Raw genomic sequence first — 16,510 nt, forward strand, 5'->3', positions numbered from 1 at the left:
TTATAGAGCTCCTTTCACGGCTTCAAGCTGTTTTACTGTAGGTTTTGGCGCCGTGATTCTGGCGTTTGCCGCAAGCTGCGCCTGGCGCGAGCTTACAGGTGTGTTAGCTTTATGGTCAGCGATCATCTGTAAGAAACGATCGAATAAATAGCTGCTGTCATGAGGTCCCGGTGCTGCTTCTGGATGGTACTGTACTGAAAATGCAGGGTAACGGGTATGTTTAAGTCCTTCAACGGTCTTATCATTATTATTAATGTGAGTAACTTCTAGATCCGTGCTCTTCACAGAATCTTCATTCACTGTGTAGCCATGGTTCTGAGAAGTAATGAAGCAACGTCCGCTCTCCAATTCTTTAACCGGATGGTTACCGCCACGGTGCCCGAATTTCAGCTTCTCTGTATCCGCGCCACAAGCCAGTGCAAACAGCTGGTGACCTAAGCAGATGCCGAAGATTGGGTATTCACCAAGCAATTCCGAGATCGTCTTCACTGCGTGTGGGACGTCTTTCGGGTCCCCAGGGCCGTTGGACAGCTGGATACCATCTGGATTGAGGCGACGAATCTCATCAGCGGTTACGTCATGAGGTACAACTACAACGTCACAACCGCGATTGTTCAACTCGCGCAAGATACCAGCCTTCGCACCGTAATCTACAAGCACGATGCGTTCTTTAGTTCCTGGGCTATTGTACATGCTTGGAGTAGATGTGCGAGCTACCTGATTGCGCAATTCTTCAATTGAGGTGTCGCCCATCATTTCCATCAATTCCTCTACACGTTTGTTAGAGGTAGTCAGGATCGCCTTCATTGTTCCGTAGTGGCGAATAATCCGCGTCAACATCCGGGTATCAATCTCGCTGATTCCAGGAATATCATATTCTTTCAGCAGGTCGTCCACACTGTATTCTGCGCGCCAGTTACTTGGAACTTCTTCATGACGACGCACTACAAAACCGTGTACGAAAGGTCGAACAGATTCGAAATCATCCCGCGTAATCCCGTAGTTCCCGATCAATGGGTACGTCATGGTAACGATTTGTCCGCAATATGAAGGGTCAGACAGCACCTCTTGATATCCTGTAATTCCTGTGTTAAAAACAACCTCGCCTGTCTTTTCACCTTCAGCGCCAAATGCGGTACCTGTAAATAAAGTTCCGTCTTGAAGCAGCAATCTCGCCTGCATTCCCTTCCACTCCTTCATGTTCTGTAGTCTGATACGTATGCCTTGCATGCCTTCCGGAGTGTACGCGCTCAAATTGCTGATCTGTAAAGATCAGCAATTTCGCCTCACCAGTCCGCTAGTTATTCTCAGTCCATACGGCTTTGCCGTCCACCCAAGTTTTTACTGGCCAACCCTTAAGCTTCCAGCCGCCAAAAGGAGTGTTACGTCCTTTGCTTGCGAAGGAACTTGGGTCTACTTCTTTTTCCTGCTCCAGATCGATCAGTGTCAAATCTGCAGGAGCTCCGATCTCCATAACCCCGGTGTTCAATCTGAATACCCGTGCAGGATCGGCAGTCATTCTTTGTACAAGTAAGGATAAATCCCATTTTCCGGTTTCTACAAACGCCGTGTATAAGAGTGGGAAAGCTGTCTCGAATCCAACGATACCAAAAGGTGCCAACTGCATTCCTTTAGCTTTCTCTTCCTCACTATGTGGCGCATGATCTGTAACAATCATATCTAGTGTGCCATCAAGCAACCCTTCGATACACGCTTCAACATCGCGGCGGGAGCGCAGCGGCGGGTTCATTTTCCAATTGGCATCCAGGCCTGGAATATCGTCTTCAGCAAGAAGCAAGTGATGCGGACATACCTCAGCAGTTACTTTAATGCCGATCTCTTTTGCTTGGCGAATCAGCCGCACCGACTGTTCAGTACTGACATGGCATACATGGTAATGAACGCCTGTCGCTTCTGCCAGCAAAATATCGCGTCCAACATGGATCGCTTCTGACTCATTCGGAATTCCTTTGAGGCCATGCTTCTTAGCGAACTCACCTTCAGCTACACAGCAGCCTTCAACCAGCGAATTATCTTCGCAGTGGGCAATGACTGGCATATCGAGCGATGCTGCGATGTTCATTGCATCTTTCATCATTTGAGCACTTTGTACGCCCACACCGTCGTCTGTATAACCAATAGCTCCAGCTTCTTTGAGCGCCGCAAAATCCGTCAACTCACGTCCGAGCTCATTTTTCGTAATGGCTGCATAAGGAAGCACTTTAACTAGTCCTGCTTCACGCGCCTTGTCTTTCACAAATTGCACGATCTCCGGGCTATCTGTCACCGGACGAGTATTTGGCATACATGCAATGGTTGTAAATCCGCCTTTAGCAGCTGAGCGACTTCCGGTTTCCACTGTTTCCTTGTGTTCAAATCCCGGTTCACGCAAGTGCACATGCATATCAATGAGTCCCGGAATGAGCAGCTTACCTTCAGCATCAATGATCTCCGTGGCTTCTCCGATAGCTTCATTTCCGTCGATTATAGCCGAGATCACACCCTCCTGAAGTTCGATGTGTTTGCGCTCAAGCAAGCCTTCCTTATTCAATACGCTGGCGTTTCTAATAATCACTGTCATGATTCTACCTTTACCCTCAGATCACAGCTGCGGGCCCTCTCGTTATTATATAATAAAAATTCATATTTGTGTATATTTATTAGTCTCTATACGTTAGCATTCTGTAAGCTTATAGTAAAGCTCTTTCGAGAACCGCCATCCGGACCGGTACGCCATTAGACATTTGCGGGAAAATCCGCGATTGACTGCACTCAACTACTGCATCATCAATCTCTAGATTCCGGTTAACCGGAGCTGGATGCATAATGATTGTGTCTTTGGCCAGCTTAGCTGCCCGCTCTTCTGTTAGACCATAGTGGCTACGGTAATCTTCAGCAGACAGCTTAATGCCGGAAGTATGGCGCTCAAGCTGTACTCGAAGCATCATTACTACATCCGCTTTAAGAGCTTCTTCCATAGTTACGTAAGGCGCATACTCCATAAGCTCAGGAGCCTTCATATTATCCGGTGCGCAGAACTGCACCTTGGCTCCCATTTTCGTAAGCCCCCAGAGATTAGAGCGCGCTACGCGGCTATGCATAATGTCCCCAATGATGGAGACTGTCAGGCCCTTTAGTTCCCCAAAGGTTTTGGTCATGGTGTATAAATCAAGCAGCGCCTGCGTAGGATGTTCATTGTTGCCGTCGCCCGCATTGATAAGCGGTATGGACACCTTCTCAGCTAACTGCTGCAGCACACCTGCAGGCTTCAAACGCACAACTCCGGCATCGATCCCCATCGATTCCAGTGTGCGCACTGTATCGTAGATCGACTCCCCTTTTTCTACACTAGAAGCTGCAGCCGTAAAATTAAGTACTTGCGCACCTAGTCGTTTCTCTGCCATCTCGAAAGAGAAGCGTGTGCGTGTGCTGTTCTCAAAAAACATGTTAGAAATAAAATGGGAGTTCAAGATGGGCGTTAGCTTTTCACTTTGATTGTCCCAAAATGCTGTTCTGTCAAGCAGTTGGATAATTTCCGACCGGTCAAGCTCTTTGATTCCCAGCAGACTACGTTCCTTTACCTTGGTAAGTGTCATGATGTTATCGTTCCTCCCGGTTTGAAATAATGTAGACCTCATCTTTGCCGTCGTATTCCTTCAGCGCCACTTCAATCTGCTCGTGCTTTGAGGTAGGTACATTCTTACCGATGTAGTCCGGCCGGATCGGCAGCTCGCGGTGTCCGCGGTCAGCCAGTACTGCCAGTTGAATCATTCGTGGGCGTCCGCAATCCATCAAAGCGTCCATCGCCGCGCGGATGGTGCGTCCGGTGTAAAGTACATCATCGAACAAAATGACTTTCTGATCATGGATGCCAGCACTTCCTGAAGTAATAACGACGTTGCTCTTCACTACTGCTTCACTGCCTTCCACTTCACGGTCATCCCGGTAATGTGTGATATCCAGCTCACCGTATGGAATCTCGACACCTTCAATCTCCTTGATGCGCTCAGCGATACGCTGTGCCAGATACACACCTCGTGTCCGAATGCCGACCAGCAGACAATTCTCGATACCTTTGTTCTTCTCCAAAATCTCATGAGCAATACGGGATAAGGCCCGGCGGATCGCCGTTTCATCCATAATGACATTTTTCTCAGTAACCATAATCTTGTCACCCTCCAGCTTGTTCGCCTATTCAAGTTCCCGGAAATCAAAAAACTCCTTGCCTATAACAGGCAAGGAGTGAAATCCGCAGATGAGGAAGATGACGGCCGCGCGCATAAAAAGACAGTTCCGTATTTACACACGGATACCTTTCTAAGAGTCGCGAACCTCGATTCACGTTACCTTGCCAGCCTCACAGGACTGAATTAAAGGCGCTATTCATTTAACAAGAATTATGACAGAACAACCCCCTCATGTCAACTTTCTCTGCCTAAACTTTTGCACTTCTCTTCCTTACTTCTATTAACAACAAGGGGGAGGCGGTACTCAGTATATCTGCATAAAAAACGAGGCTGGTCCCAAATAGCCTTTCATCGCTTTTTGGACAGCCTCGTTTATGTTCTTAACACTACTTAATGTCCAAATGATTAAAAGGCGCACCTAGTAATGCTGAAAATGATGCAATCGGTGAGGTACTTATATAGTAATTAAGGAATTTCTCCCTGAAATTCAGTGATTTCTGTTCATCAGACTTGTTATTAGGGATAACTTCCCTAATTGTTGGCCGATTCAGTGATTAATATAGAAAACCACCTAATTATTAGGGAGTTTTTCCCTGATTTCGTACATTTAGAGCGAAGATCGGCTAATTTCAGGGAGTTTTTCCCTAATTAGTTTAAAACCCACTCTTTACTTCGCACAAACACAGAACGCATATCGCTCACCACACAAGCCCACCGCAGAAAGTCCACTGCACAAATTCCACCGTCACAGCTACCACAAATCATCTACTGCAAGCTGTACGAAAATCAAATATTGCAGTCAACCACCACCCACCCGAATAACAGAACACTACACTAAAATGCACTACAATACACAACACGTGGCATATAGTCATACGGCACAGTAACATCAACAACATTTCCTATTCCATAAAAAAGAAGCTGCCCCCAAGTAGAATTCACTACTTTTGGGACAGCCTCATTAATTTCAATAACAATGCTTAAAACTCAAATTCCACATCACTAAGACGTCTTTGAATTTCAGAGATGACACGTCTCTCTTCCTCTTCACCTTTAGCAATAAAGGTAACGGAGAAACGAACAAACGGACCTGCATCATCCCAAGGCACAGTGGAGATCAGCTTCTCACGAATGAGGAATTGGGAGAAATCTTCACCGGATTCAAAGCGACGGCCGTCTTTGATTCCCTTAGGTGCAGCGACATACAGGAAGAAGGAACCTTTTGGCTTCTCAGCTTTAAAGCCGAGACTGTTCAGTGCATCAACCAGCAGGTTGTGACGACGGGAGTATTTATCCGCTATCGCTTCAGTAATCTCCGGATGAGCAAGACCATAAGCCGCTGCTTTTTGAATCGCGATAAATTGGCCGGAATCGTTGTTATCCTTCACATCGCTGAAGGCTTTAACCACTAGCGGATTACCAGCCACAAAACCAATTCTCCAGCCCGTCATATTGTAAGACTTAGAAAGAGAATGCAGCTCTACACCCACATCCTTTGCACCTGGAACGGAGAGGAAGCTAAGTGGCTTCAAACCGTCATAGGTCAAGGCAGCATAAGGTGCGTCATGAATAACCACTACATCGTATTTTTTCGCCCATGCAACGACCTCAGCAAAAAACTCAGGAGTGGCACTAGCGCCCGTTGGATTGTTTGGATAGTTTAGATAAAGAAGCTTAGCTTTACGAGCAATGTCTTCCGGAATTTCATTCAGATCTGGAAGGAATTTGTTCTCCTTCTTCAGCTCCACTGTAAATACTTGTCCACCCAAATATTTAGTATGTGTACCCAAGACTGGATAACCCGGCACGGTCATAATCGTGATATCACCTGGATTGATGAAACAAGATGGCAACATAGCCAGCGCAGGCTTCGATCCGATGGAGTGAACTACCTCCGTGTCTGGATCAATTCCTTCCACCCGGAAAACTTCCCGCAAATATTCAGCAGCAGCAGTCTTGAATTCGGCAATTCCATTGTCCGCATATCCTCGGTTTTCTTCCTTCGCTGCTTCTTCAGCAAGCTTAGCTACGATACCCGCATCAGCCATCTCATCCGGCTCGCCTACGCCCATATCAATTAGTTCAATGTTAGGAAAATCCTGTTTTGCGGATGCTTTAGCACGTTTGATTTTCTCGAATTTATAAATCGAAGTGTCTTTGCCATAATTGGCACCGCCGATGCGGTCTGCAAAATTAGTCTGAATGAAGCTATCTTGGTATTGTTCAATACTCATACTGTCATCTCATCTCCTGAATATCTATTCTACTTTTAAAAGAAACGGCTTCGCCGTCCCTTGGATGGCGTATGTTTCCGGATATCCGTTTCATTATAAAAATAAGGATAAAGAATAAGGCATTACCCTTTCTTTATCCTTATGTTTTTAAATATGCCGTAAAGTAGTGTTCAATACCATAGACTAATTATCACTTCATTTGTACTTATCTGCTGCGTAGTGTGAACAGCACTTCTTCCATATCCTCTGGAATAGGTCTGCTGAATTCTTTATATTCACCTGTGGTAGGATGAACAAATCCAAGCACCGCCGCATGCAACGCTTGTCCATTCATCGTAGTGCCCTTGCTGCGTCCATATATCGGATCACCTACAAGTGGATGGCCAATGAACTTCATATGTACCCTGATTTGATGCGTGCGGCCAGTCTCCAGCTGCAGCTCCAGCAGTGTACAATCTCCGAAACGTTCCATTACTGTAAAATGGGTTACGGATTTCTTGCTGTTCTTTTCGGTTACTGTGTATAGCTTGCGATCATGTGGATCTCTGCCAATCGGTGCGTCAACAGTTCCCTTATCATGCGACAAGTTGCCGTGTACGACTGCAATATATCGGCGCGTAACACTATGCTCTTTAAGCTGTGCGGCAAGCGAGGCATGACTGGCATCATTCTTAGCCACCATGATAAGACCAGAGGTATCCTTATCGATCCGATGGACAATACCTGGACGAATCTCACCGTTAATGCCGGACAGATCCTTACAGTGATACATCAGCGCATTTACTAAGGTGCCTGACGGATGTCCCGCAGCTGGGTGCACAACCATGCCCCGGGGTTTATTAATCACAATGACATCGCTGTCTTCATATACAACTTCAAGAGGAATGTTCTCCGCGATCAAATCCGTTACTTCTGCTTCAGGGACAACAATGCTAACCACGTCGCCTTCCGATAACTTATAGTTGGCTTTCACTGGCTTGCCATTAACCGTAACGTTACCGCCGCTGATCCACAGCTGCACCTGAGAACGGGAAATTTCTTCTTCCCATGATTCCGTAATATATTTATCGATTCGCTCCCGCGCGTTCTCTGCCGAAACGGTCCATTCCGTGACGTCCCTCTCTTCTTCGCTCGTAGATGCCGCTTGGTGATTGACGTCTTTATTCAAATCATTCATTCCCTTCTCTTACTTCCTTTGCTTCTTTCACTTCTTTTATTTCCGTAATTTCTTCGCCATTCTTAAGGTCACGAAAAGAATCCAGAAGAATCAATCCAACCCCAATGACAATACAAGAATCCGCCACGTTAAAAATCGGGAAGCTATAGCTCCCAAAATTGAACAGAAGGAAATCAACAACCTCACCATTGATTATCCGGTCCAGGAAGTTACCGATAGCTCCACCCAGTACAAGCCCTAGGGCAACAGATAACAGCTTCCGCGAGTGTCTAGTCTTGTTCAAATACCAAACGATACCACTAACCACTACAACCGTAACTAGAAAGAAGAACCATTGCTGACCTTCGAGAATCCCAAAAGCAGCCCCGCGATTGCGATGAGAGGTAATCAGGAAAAAATCTCCGATAACAGAAATCTGTTCTCCGATCTCCAGACGTGTAGCAATGAGATACTTTGTCCCTTGATCCACCAAAAATACAATAAGAGCAATCAAATAGTACACCACAGAAGTTGTCACTCCGTTCTTATTTTTCCCGCTAAATGCGGTACGAATACTGTTTAAAGACTTGTATATTGTAGCACAGCCCTTAAAGAATCGTCTATTGCGGGACATCCGCTAAGTTCAATCTTGGGGACTATTTTCCAGCGCTAAAATCCCTGCTCTCCGGTCAACCTAACAGAAGAACCATCCGGTGTTATCCGGCAAGTCGGAATGATTCTTATAAAAGGTACAGAAAGGAGCTTTCTCATTATGACGCACCTGACAGTACAGCAGCTCTCAGAGCTACGCGCACGATTGGAAAAAGATCGGGATACGATTCAGCACAGGCTTCAGAATAATGAACATTACGGCTTAGATGAATCCATGCGGGATGGCTCCGGAGAACTTTCCGAGAATGACAACCATCCAGGAGATGCAGCCACCGATTTGTATAATCGCTCCATGGACATTTCACTGTTAGAGCGGGACGAGCATGAGCTGGACGATATTGAAGCTGCTTTATCTGCTATGGATAATGGCACCTATGGGATATGCAAGGCTAGTGGTGAGCCGATCCCTTTTGAACGTTTATCTGCCATCCCTTCCACACTTTATTGTAAAGAGCACAACCCGCGGCAAAACGCACCTTTCACTCGACCAGTAGAAGAGGAGCTGTTATCTCCACCTTTTGGACGCACCAGTCTGGATGAGCGCGACGATCAAAACGGTTTTGACGGCGAGGATGCCTGGCAGATTGTGGAAAGCTGGGGTACCTCGAATTCTCCCGCCATGGCGGAGGGCAACAATATTGATTCTTATAATGATATGGAGATTGAAGCCGATGAGCTGGAAGGCTGCGTAGAGCCTTGGGAGAACTTTATCGCCACTGATATCACGGGCAACAATCTAATTGTAGTACCTGGACGGAGCTACCAGCGTTATTTGGACAGTGACGAGGCAACCCATAGCCTAGATCCTCTCGACGAAGACTAAACACAGATGTCCTCAACACAAAAACATTTAAACAGCGTACTGTTCCAGTTTTGAGGAATGGTTCGCTGTTTTTAATCTTAACGTTTCGATGGCTATTTGAACTCTAGCTGACGTTGTACGATCCGCACAATATCCGCAATATAATCACCAATGATCGGTAGATTGAGCGCGCCTAGTCCCTGAAGGATATAAATAATCGTTGCCGCAAAAAAAGTAAAACCCAGTGCAATCCCAACTCCCCGAGCTGCTCCAAATAAAATATTTCTCCAAATCAACCGCCAAGGTGAATATAGCAGATCCGTATATTGATAAATTCGGGATTTTTCCAAAATATGAGCCCACTCAAAGGTCAAACGGTACATCGTATTCATTTTTTCTTCCAGCGGAATATCCTCGGGATTACGCGGATCTGCTGTTAGATACTCAGGATTAACTTCAGGAAAAGCCTTATTCTCCTTTTCCTTGTCTGGGTTATTCTTATTGCCGGATGTCTTAATGGAGATTCTCCTCTTATTTCCCTCCACAGCTACGGCTCCTCTCATATGTCTTTCCTTCGCTACAAAGTAAACGAGCCCGGCCAAAGAGAATTCATCTCCTTAAGCTCGGGACTCGTTAGTTTTGCGCCGAAATATAAAGACTATATTTCCCGCATAAACGGAAGATCTCCGTTTACACTTATGCCGCTAGTATATGCTGTTTTGGGACAGGTAATGCAGAATTATGCTTCGATATGGATACCGATGGATTTGTCACCGACTTCTACCGTCTCAAAAGCATGTTCTCCATCAAAATCAACCGTAGTCACAAGAACATTGTCTCGCAATACATTGTCAAATGCTGTAACAGCTGCTTTTAGCTCATCGTCTAACTTCAAAGTGAGTGCGATCCGTTTCTCGATCGGCAGATCCAGACGTTTACGGTAATCTTGAACCGCACGAATGATCTCACGAACCCAGCCTTCTTGTTCAAGCTCAGGCGTGATTTCGGTATTGAGCGCAACCGTAACTCCATATCCGGAAGCTGCGGCGAAACCTGCTTTGGCTTGTTTTTCAACAAGCAGCTCTTCAGAAGTGATTACAAGCTCTTCACCTTCAGGTGTCGCAATTGCAATTTTACCGTCCTGTACCGCTTTGCGGGTAGAATCACTGTCGAGGCTTTTCAGGAAGCCTTGCAGGAAGCCTACATTTTTACCGTATTTTTTACCGGCTACCTTAAGATTCAGCTTGAGTGTGAAATCAACAAATCCGCTGTCACTGTTCTCCAGCACGATGTTCTTGATGTTGATCTCATCTTTGATGATCTCTTCATACTCAGCCAAATGGAAGTCACGGTTCATCGAAACGATCAGCTCGGACAGCGGTTGACGATTCTTAATGCCTGTTTCGTTACGTACGTTACGCGCCAACTCAACGATCTGTCTTGCACTTTCCATATCCTCTTCCAGCTCTTTATCGATCAAGTTCTCGTCAGCAACCGGGTAGTCTGCCAAATGCACACTTTCTCCGCCGCCAAGGTTCGTGAAGATATCTTCGGACAACATCGGTGTAAATGGAGCCATCAAAGTTGCTGTCGCCAAAAGCACATGAGTCAACGTACGGTAAGCATCCAGTTTATCTTCACCTAGGCCACTCCCCCAGAAACGGTCACGGGAACGACGGATATACCAGTTACTCAGCTCATCCACAAAGTTCTCAATAGCTCTAGACGTATTCACGAAGTCATTTACCGCAAGCCCTTTATCCACCAAAAGAATCAAGCTGTTCAGACGGGACAGAATCCAGCGGTCCAGCTTATGTTTTGATACTTTAAAAGGATGATCGGCTGGATCGTAACCATCAATGCCCGCATACAGCGTCAAGAAGGCATGTGTATTTACCAGCGTATCCACTACTTTAGATTTCGTCTCACCTACAAGACCACGCGAGAAACGTTTATTATTCCACGGTGCACTGTCGGACAAAATAGCCCAACGGAATGCATCCGTGCCGTAATCGTTCATGATTTCCCAAGGATCAATAACATTACCTTTGGATTTAGACATTTTTTGACCATTCTCATCGAGGATATGACCGTGAGCAATAACTGCTTTATATGGAGCTTTACCCTTGAACAAGGTGGATACTGCAAGCAAGCTGTAGAACCATCCACGGGTCTGGTCGATCCCTTCACAGATCATATCTGCCGGGTACTGATCATCCAGCTTATCCTCGTTCTCAAACGGATAATGGCTTTGTGCAAAAGGCATCGAGCCACTATCGAACCATACGTCGATCACTTCCGATGTACGAACCATCTCTGCACCTTCGCTAAACGGACTGCGCAGCTTGATCTTATCCACGAAAGGTTTATGCAGTTCGATATCTTCCGGAACATCACCAATCGCCATCGCTCTTAGCTCTTCAATGCTGTGTGGAGCAAACTCTTTGCCCGTTTCTTGACATACCCAGACATTGAGGGGTGTACCCCAATAACGGTTACGGCTGATATTCCAGTCAACCAGTTCATCCAAGAACTTCCCGAAACGGCCTTCTCGTACATGCTCAGGGTACCAAGTTACACTGTTGTTGTTAGCAATCAGCTGATCTTTGATCGCTGTAGTGTTGATGAACCAGCTGTCTGTTGCGTAATACAAAAGTGGGGTATCACAACGCCAGCAGAACGGATAGCTGTGCTCGTATTTCTCTTTACCGTAAAGCAATCCTTTTTCAGACAAAACCTTAATGATATCCAGATCGCAATCCTTAACAAAACGTCCCGCAAAATCAGAGACTACATCCGTATACTTACCGGAATTATCAACCACATTTACGAAGCTGATGCCATTCTCACGGCAAGTCTTGTAGTCATCTTCACCATGTGCTGGTGCCATGTGTACGATCCCTGTACCACTGGAATCTGTAACGAAAGAAGCGCCTACGATAACATTGCTTTTCTCTGCCTTAATATATCCGAATGGAGGTGCGTAAGTTTTACCGATAAACTCGGAACCTTTATGTGTAGAAAGGACTGTGTGCTCACCTTTCATTACTTCTTCGACCAAGTTTTTAGCAACGATGTACACACCATCTTCTTGTTGCACACGTACATAATCCATGTCCGGGTTCATAGCTAGCGCCATATGGGCTGGCAAGGTCCAAGGTGTTGTCGTCCAAGCCAATACGTAGTCTCCGCTGTCATCCAGCTTGAACTTCGCGGTCGCACTGAGATCCTTAACGGTTTTGTAGCCTTGAGCAACTTCATGTGAGCTTAGTGTAGTCTGGCAGCTCGGGCAATACGGGCTAACACGGTGTCCGCGGTAAAGCAACCCGTTCTCATGCACTGTAGCCAAGATGTTCCATACACTTTCGATATAGGTGTTATCCAAGGTTACGTAAGGATTATCTAAATCCGTCCAGTATCCAATTGCTTCTGTAAATTCACGCCATTGCTTCTCATAACCGAAGACGCTGTCTTTACATTCCTGGATGAATTTTTCTACGCCATATTCCTCGATCTCTTGTTTGCCGGAGATGCCAAGCTTCTTTTGTACGCCTAGTTCTACTGGCAGACCGTGTGTATCCCAGCCCGCTTTACGTACCACGCGGTAACCTTTCATCGTCTGGTAACGACCGATGAAATCCTTGATTACCCGTCCCAGCACGTGTCCGATATGCGGCGCACCGTTTGCTGTAGGCGGACCTTCATAGAATACATAATTTGGACGTCCCTCACGGTTCTCCATGGACTTGCGGAACGTATTTTCGTCGCTCCATTTCTTTAATATGCGGACATCTCTTGCCCGCGCCTTTTCTCTGACATCTACTTTTTGCATGTGATGGTCAATCCTTTCATGGATTAGTCTATAAAGCTCTTTTCGATCTTTGGGCGACCTTGCGCAGCTGGTCGCTCACCGCTCTTGCCCTGGCTCCCGAGCCGCGTTCCCGTAGGGCAGCAATCGCTCAGGGCGCCATACGCGACCTTGCGCAGCTGGTCGCTCACCGCTCTTGCCCTGGCTCCCGAGCCGCGATCCCGCAGGGCAGCAATTGCTCGGGGCGCCATACGCGACCTTGCGCAGCTGGTCGCTCACCGCTCTTGCCCTGGCTCCCGAGCCGCGATCCCGCAGGGCAGCAATCGCTCGGGGCGCCAATGGGCGACCTTGCGCAGCTGGGCGCACCGCTCTTGCCCTGGCACCCGAGCCGCGATCCCGTAGGGCAGCAATCGCTCGGGGCGCCATACGCGACCTTGCGCAGCTGGGCGCTCACCGCTCTTGCCCGGGCTCCCGAGCCGCGATCCCGTTAGGGCAGCAATCGCTCGGGGCGCCATACGCGACCTTGCGCAGCTGGTCGCTCACCGCTCTTGCCCTGGCTCCCGAGCCGCGATCCCGAAGGGCAGCAATCGCTCGGGGCGCCATACGCGACCTTGCGCAGCTGGTCGCGCACCGCTCTTGCCCGGGCACCCGAGCCGCGATCCCGCAGGGCAGCAATTGCTCGGGGCGCCAATGGGCGACCTTGCGCAGCTTGTCGCTCACCGCTCTTGCCGTAAAGGCCCCGCAGGCGAACCCGCCAGGGGAGCCTAAGAAGGGCCGCTCCTTCAGCCACATGAATCCGTTCGTTTCCACCACCGTACCTAGTTTGCACGAGGCTTTACTTTGCGGGTGTCCAGAGGGCAGCAGCCCTTGGGGTCCCCCTTAGAAAGGGGGATTTAGGGGGATGGCCGCCCCGGAACAACAAAATAAGCGTCATCCCACCCCCAAAGGGGCGAGACGACGCTCGCGATACCACCCTAATTCTGCGCATGAGCACATCCTTAAGGGGAGTGTATTCAGCACAATCTCAGTCCTGCGCGTAAATCTTGTGCACAGGTCCGGTGTAACGTCCGGCAGACGGTTAGGCTTACGCACGATCAACGCTTCAGCTTAACTTCTAGGGGAAGATCTTCCGGCAGGGTTCGAACAATCGGCTCGCAGCAATCGCCGACTCTCTGGAGAACGTTACCTTGTCGTACTTGTCCCGTCATCGAATACATATAAACATTATACAGATATGTTCTATTTATAGACTTTTTGAATCTAAATGTCAACAACCATTCGCCCAATCTAGCTATTATGAGCGTACTTGCACATGGAGTTCACTTTATTATGGTCTATTTTATCGGAAAATAAAAATAGAGGGAATAGCTCCCTCTATTTAGCCAATTATCGTCTGAAACCTTTAGATGCGATGAAGAACATCATCCTTGAAAGCTACGTTCTCGCTCGCCTCACGACTCTCTAAGGCATTCCAGTCATCCTGTGATAACAGCTCCAGCTGAGCTTCCACTAATGTCCGGAAACGAGTGCGATAGATCGAAGCTTGCTTGCGCAATTCTTCAGTCTCAATAGCAACCTTACGGGATTTGGATAACGCTTCGTTAATAATACGATCGGCGTTTTTCTCCGCTTCCTTGATAATGAGCTGGGATTCCTTCTTGGAGTTGTTCTTCACATCATCCGCCGCTTCCTGAGCGACTAAGATCGTCTTCGATAAACTTTCTTCAATATTCACAAAATGATCCAGACGCTCTTGAATAGACAAAAGCTGATTCTGCAGTTCCTTGTTCTCACGGATGACGCTTTCGTAATCCTTGATCACTTGATCCAGAAATTCGTTGACCTCGTCCTCATCATAACCGCGAAGTCTCCGAGAAAACTCCTTGTTATGTATATCGAGCGGTGTTAATGGCATGCTGTGCACCTCCTAGAAATTTCGGACCTTCTTTATCTCTAAATCGCAACTAAGCGGCAGACAAAGAAGAAAGACTGTACTTCAAGTAAAGGCAGAAGGTGTTCCTGTGTTCCGCCTGCCATTCATGGTCCGCCTCTTCTTAAAAGTATCGGCGTCCAGCTTAAAAAATGTTTGATTCCCTCGAAATAATCAATTTCGACAAGTAAGACCGTATTCCTGCAAGGGATTCACACAAATTTACCAATCTGAACACGGTATCGGCCCTTTTTCGTCAAACTGCCGACCTCTAGAACCTTGAAGCGACCAAAGCCTTGAATAGATACCATGTCACCATCCTTAAGACCGCAGGATGGGTCTTCCTCCACTTTCCAGTTTACCCGAACACGTCCAGCCTTGATGGGAGCAAGAATTTTGCTTCGGCTAAGCCGTGTTACATCTGCGGCAATGCCATCCAATCGCAGGGATGCTACAGTCAAATCCATCAATTCCAGCTTAACCTCACTATTACGCAAGGCGGAAAGGGGTAATACTTCCGTACTTACCTGTATCCGGTGCACTCCAGTTAAATTCATAGCTAAATAATCTGCAATATCAGCAGCGACTACAACATGACAACCATCGTCCAGAACATGAATATCACCGATTTTGCCTCGTTTAACGCCCAGCCCCAGAATAGAACCCATGTAGTCCCCATGCTCCAGAGCCAGAAACTTCTGCTCCCCTGAGGTTATTGCAAGCACCTTCAGCTCCATGTCTTCCTGATCCAGGTCACGATAATCAGGAGCGACAAGCGCTCGCTTCCGCTCTGCCTCAGCATGTCCACCTTCCCATTTAACAATCACATCAGGATGGCGGTTAACTAAAGTTTGCAGAATAAAACCTTGGCGGGGATCGAGAAATTCAGTTAATTTAGTCTCATGATATTCTCCAGCGTTGGTAACCCATTCGAAGGCCTTGTCCACAAATTGACGTTCATCGGGATGAAAATGCCCGTAAACTTCGTTCTTCATCACAATTGCCTAAAAAATCAAATGCAGGATAGATTTAAGTCCGCCTGCAGCGAATTCCAAGACAAGTAATGCAATAATTGGAGAGATATCAAGTGTACCGAAGAGCGGTGGAATAAACCGTCTGAAAGGTGTTAAATACGGCTCTACGAGTTTGCTTAGCAGTTCTCCAATGAAGTTATCACGAACGTTGGGTAACCAGGACATTAGCACATAGAAAATAATCATGTAAAAATAAATGTTAAACAAAATATCGATAATGTAATCAATTTGAAGCAAAGCCCATTCACCTCATTCTGTTATAGTCTTGATCGTCACCTAGGATTTCTGTAATGGAGCCTTGAATTTCAACAGTATCTGGAGTGCACATAAATATATTGCCCCCAATTTTAGAGATTCCTCCCCCAAGGGCATAAACAGTTCCGCTGAGAAAATCAATAATTCGCATTGCTTGATCATTGCGAACACGCTGCAGGTTAATTACTACCGTCCGATGCGAACGGAGATGATCAGCAATCTCCTGTGCCTCATCATATGAACGTGGTTCATATAATACAACCTTGACATTTTTTTGCGAATGGATACTGACAACGTTGCCCCTCTGATTTTTGCGGGTTTCTACAGGGGCCGGCTCATACTCATCCTCTTCGTGGATTTGCTCCCGCTCCACAACTTCCTCTTCCTCCTGCAAGCCCAAAAAACTCATAAATCGGTTCATAACGCTCATCA

Annotated in this window: 14 protein-coding genes and 1 other annotated feature; of the genes, 1 reads left to right on the forward strand and 13 read right to left on the reverse strand. The window is 47.0% G+C overall.

What is annotated here, in order from left to right:
* From carA to lspA, 7 genes are all read right to left on the reverse strand, one after another.
* Nucleotides 1-1,182: a glutamine-hydrolyzing carbamoyl-phosphate synthase small subunit gene (gene carA / locus MHI32_RS23115; protein ID WP_051491286.1), complete on the reverse strand. Its 1,182-nt coding sequence runs from the start codon at nt 1,180-1,182 to the stop codon at nt 1-3.
* A 115-nt stretch (nt 1,183-1,297) separates the two neighbouring features.
* Nucleotides 1,298-2,581, reverse strand: coding sequence for a dihydroorotase (locus tag MHI32_RS23120; RefSeq protein WP_076281232.1), 1,284 nt, complete (start codon nt 2,579-2,581; stop codon nt 1,298-1,300).
* Nucleotides 2,582-2,690: 109 nt separating this feature from the next.
* Complete coding sequence (locus MHI32_RS23125; RefSeq protein ID WP_036683376.1) at nt 2,691-3,596, reverse strand: aspartate carbamoyltransferase catalytic subunit; 906 nt, start codon at nt 3,594-3,596, stop codon at nt 2,691-2,693.
* Nucleotides 3,597-3,600: 4 nt separating this feature from the next.
* On the reverse strand, nt 3,601-4,164 hold the full coding sequence (gene pyrR, locus MHI32_RS23130; RefSeq protein WP_036683379.1) for a bifunctional pyr operon transcriptional regulator/uracil phosphoribosyltransferase PyrR: 564 nt from the start codon (nt 4,162-4,164) through the stop codon (nt 3,601-3,603).
* 1,003 nt (nt 4,165-5,167) lie between these two features.
* The gene (locus tag MHI32_RS23135; protein ID WP_076098555.1) at nt 5,168-6,421 is read right to left on the reverse strand and encodes an LL-diaminopimelate aminotransferase; all 1,254 of its coding nucleotides are present in this window, start codon (nt 6,419-6,421) and stop codon (nt 5,168-5,170) included.
* 205 nt (nt 6,422-6,626) lie between these two features.
* A complete protein-coding gene (locus MHI32_RS23140; RefSeq protein ID WP_076128826.1) occupies nt 6,627-7,598 on the reverse strand; it encodes an RluA family pseudouridine synthase in 972 nt (323 codons plus the stop codon).
* Nucleotides 7,591-8,103: a signal peptidase II gene (gene lspA, locus MHI32_RS23145; protein ID WP_036683603.1), complete on the reverse strand. Its 513-nt coding sequence runs from the start codon at nt 8,101-8,103 to the stop codon at nt 7,591-7,593. The genes MHI32_RS23140 and lspA overlap by 8 nt, the downstream gene beginning before the upstream one ends.
* Before the next feature lie 246 nt (nt 8,104-8,349).
* Here lspA and MHI32_RS23150 point away from each other — a divergent pair, with 246 nt between their 5' ends.
* On the forward strand, nt 8,350-9,072 hold the full coding sequence (locus MHI32_RS23150; RefSeq protein WP_076098553.1) for a TraR/DksA C4-type zinc finger protein: 723 nt from the start codon (nt 8,350-8,352) through the stop codon (nt 9,070-9,072).
* A 92-nt stretch (nt 9,073-9,164) separates the two neighbouring features.
* On the opposite strand, the gene MHI32_RS23155 is transcribed toward MHI32_RS23150, so the two are convergent.
* From MHI32_RS23155 to sepF, 6 genes are all read right to left on the reverse strand, one after another.
* Nucleotides 9,165-9,461, reverse strand: a complete 297-nt coding sequence (locus MHI32_RS23155; RefSeq protein ID WP_051491300.1) for a DUF5665 domain-containing protein — start codon at nt 9,459-9,461, stop codon at nt 9,165-9,167.
* Nucleotides 9,462-9,790: 329 nt separating this feature from the next.
* Nucleotides 9,791-12,883: an isoleucine--tRNA ligase gene (ileS, locus tag MHI32_RS23160; RefSeq protein ID WP_076281230.1), complete on the reverse strand. Its 3,093-nt coding sequence runs from the start codon at nt 12,881-12,883 to the stop codon at nt 9,791-9,793.
* Nucleotides 12,884-13,801: 918 nt separating this feature from the next.
* Nucleotides 13,802-14,076: a binding site (T-box leader), on the reverse strand.
* A 185-nt stretch (nt 14,077-14,261) separates the two neighbouring features.
* The gene (locus MHI32_RS23165) at nt 14,262-14,774 is read right to left on the reverse strand and encodes a DivIVA domain-containing protein (protein ID WP_051491297.1); all 513 of its coding nucleotides are present in this window, start codon (nt 14,772-14,774) and stop codon (nt 14,262-14,264) included.
* A 227-nt stretch (nt 14,775-15,001) separates the two neighbouring features.
* Nucleotides 15,002-15,784: a YlmH/Sll1252 family protein gene (locus tag MHI32_RS23170; RefSeq protein ID WP_036683613.1), complete on the reverse strand. Its 783-nt coding sequence runs from the start codon at nt 15,782-15,784 to the stop codon at nt 15,002-15,004.
* Between the two features lie 9 nt (nt 15,785-15,793).
* The gene (locus MHI32_RS23175) at nt 15,794-16,060 is read right to left on the reverse strand and encodes a YggT family protein (RefSeq protein ID WP_036683616.1); all 267 of its coding nucleotides are present in this window, start codon (nt 16,058-16,060) and stop codon (nt 15,794-15,796) included.
* Nucleotides 16,061-16,067: 7 nt separating this feature from the next.
* A complete protein-coding gene (sepF, locus tag MHI32_RS23180) occupies nt 16,068-16,508 on the reverse strand; it encodes a cell division protein SepF (protein ID WP_036683619.1) in 441 nt (146 codons plus the stop codon).
* Nucleotides 16,509-16,510: the final 2 nt, after the last annotated feature.

Origin of the sequence: Paenibacillus sp. FSL H7-0690, from assembly GCF_037980415.1 — a bacterium.
GTDB classification, from domain to species: domain Bacteria; phylum Bacillota; class Bacilli; order Paenibacillales; family Paenibacillaceae; genus Paenibacillus_AQ; species Paenibacillus_AQ odorifer.

Coding starts and splice junctions, on each gene's coding strand:
- carA (WP_051491286.1), bottom strand. CDS start 1,182: ATGCAGGCGAGATTGCTGCTTCAAGACGGAACTTTATTTACAGGTACC.
- MHI32_RS23120 (WP_076281232.1), bottom strand. CDS start 2,581: ATGACAGTGATTATTAGAAACGCCAGCGTATTGAATAAGGAAGGCTTG.
- MHI32_RS23125 (WP_036683376.1), bottom strand. CDS start 3,596: ATGACACTTACCAAGGTAAAGGAACGTAGTCTGCTGGGAATCAAAGAG.
- pyrR (WP_036683379.1), bottom strand. CDS start 4,164: ATGGTTACTGAGAAAAATGTCATTATGGATGAAACGGCGATCCGCCGG.
- MHI32_RS23135 (WP_076098555.1), bottom strand. CDS start 6,421: ATGAGTATTGAACAATACCAAGATAGCTTCATTCAGACTAATTTTGCA.
- MHI32_RS23140 (WP_076128826.1), bottom strand. CDS start 7,598: ATGAATGATTTGAATAAAGACGTCAATCACCAAGCGGCATCTACGAGC.
- MHI32_RS23150 (WP_076098553.1), top strand. CDS start 8,350: ATGACGCACCTGACAGTACAGCAGCTCTCAGAGCTACGCGCACGATTG.
- ileS (WP_076281230.1), bottom strand. CDS start 12,883: ATGCAAAAAGTAGATGTCAGAGAAAAGGCGCGGGCAAGAGATGTCCGC.
- MHI32_RS23165 (WP_051491297.1), bottom strand. CDS start 14,774: ATGCCATTAACACCGCTCGATATACATAACAAGGAGTTTTCTCGGAGA.
- MHI32_RS23170 (WP_036683613.1), bottom strand. CDS start 15,784: ATGAAGAACGAAGTTTACGGGCATTTTCATCCCGATGAACGTCAATTT.
- sepF (WP_036683619.1), bottom strand. CDS start 16,508: ATGAGCGTTATGAACCGATTTATGAGTTTTTTGGGCTTGCAGGAGGAA.